The organism is uncultured Albimonas sp. (genome assembly GCF_963977235.1).
Classification (GTDB): Bacteria; Pseudomonadota; Alphaproteobacteria; order Rhodobacterales; family Rhodobacteraceae; genus Albimonas.
In genome coordinates this window covers 1-1502 of sequence record NZ_CAXBOD010000151.1, presented here as the reverse complement: position 1 = coordinate 1502, position 1502 = coordinate 1, and the positions used below count along the sequence as shown (strand labels likewise).

The window sequence follows — 1502 nt, the reverse complement described above, 5'->3', positions numbered from 1 at the left end:
GCCGAGGTGCGTCGCGAGCGGCCCGCAAGGGGAGGCAGGAACATGCGCGAGGACGTCGCCGGCGTGCGTCTGACGCATCCCGACAAGCTGCTGTGGAAGGGCCAGGGGGTCAGCAAGGCCGACCTCGCCGAGCACTACGAGCGGGCGGCGGAGCGGATGATCCCGCTGATCGAGGGCCGCCCCCTGTCGCTGGTCCGGTGCCCGGAGGGCCGCGCGCGGAGCTGCTTCTACCAGAAGCACGCCGGCAAGGGCTTCCCCGGGGCCATGGGCCGCGTCGCCATCGCGGAGAAGGACGGCGGGACCGAGGACTACATGCGCGCGGGCGACCTCTCGGCGCTGGTGGCTGGCGTGCAGATGGGCACGCTCGAATACCATGTCTGGGGGGCGCGCGCCGACGACCTGGAGCGGCCGGACCGGCTGGTGATCGACCTCGACCCGGGCCCGGGCGTGTCCTTCGCGGACGTGCGGGCGGCGGCGCGCGAGGTTCGGGACCGGCTCGCGGACCTGGACCTGCACTGCCTCGCGATGATCACCGGCGGCAAGGGAATCCATGTGGCGCTCCCCCTGGTGCGCCGGGCCGGCTGGGAGGCGGCGGGCGACTTCGCGAAGGGCCTCGCGAAGGCGATGGCCCGCGCGGCGCCCGACCGGTTCACCGCGACTGCGACCAGGAGCCGGCGCGAGGGGCGCATCTACGTCGACTGGCTGCGCAACCGCCGCGGCGCCACCGCCGTCGCCCCCTGGTCGACCCGCGCGCGGGAGGGCTGCCCGGTGGCCACGCCCGTCGCCTGGGACGAGCTGGAGCGGCTGAAGGGCGCGAACGTCGTCTCGCTCGACGCGGCGGCCGAGCGGCTGCAGGGCCCGGACCCCTGGGCGGAGGCCGCCGGCTGGCGCCAGTCGCTCAGCGCCCGTCGGTTGAGGGCGTTCACGCAGGACTGAGAGGCCCCGTCGCGGCGGGTCCGGAGGGAGACGACGATGACCGACGACGACCGCCGCACCCTCGGCCGAACGCCGGACTGGGGCTACCTGCTGCGCGAGCTGCAGGAGCTGCACCGCGCCTCCTCGGCCGGCGGCTCGGCGCGGGTTCGCGCGCATCACGACCGGGTCTGCGGCCTGCTGGGGGAGCTGATCGAGGCGGACGCCCCCCTCGTCCCCGCCGCGCAGGGGCCCGAGCCGGAGGCGCTGGCGCACCTGACCCGCGCCATCGACCGCGGCGTGCGCCAGCCCAGCCAGGAGGTGATCCGGGCGGTGCGCGCCCTGCGCGGGACGCTGGCCTGGCATACCGAGTACGACCCCCTGCCAGAGCCGATGCGCGGCCGCTTCGCCCAGTGCGAGATCGCGGGGCCGAGCGGGCCGGTCCGCTCAGCCGACGTGATCGTGGGGCTGATGCTGTTCGCGCCCGGCTGCCGCTATCCCGAGCACTGGCACGAGGAGATCGACGAGAGCTACCTGTTTGATCCCAGGTTTTGATGGTGCAGTCTTCTCCCGCGAATGGAAGGATGCGC

The 1502-nt window shown here is 74.6% G+C and carries 2 protein-coding genes; both read left to right on the top strand.

The features are described 5' to 3' along the window. The first annotated feature begins 42 nt into the window (after window positions 1-42). Complete coding sequence (ligD, locus tag AAC134_RS23885; protein ID WP_339952323.1) at window positions 43-936, top strand: non-homologous end-joining DNA ligase; 894 nt, start codon at window positions 43-45, stop codon at window positions 934-936. A 36-nt stretch (window positions 937-972) separates the two neighbouring features. After that, complete coding sequence (locus tag AAC134_RS23880) at window positions 973-1467, top strand: dimethylsulfonioproprionate lyase family protein (protein ID WP_339952321.1); 495 nt, start codon at window positions 973-975, stop codon at window positions 1465-1467. Window positions 1468-1502 lie beyond the last annotated feature (35 nt).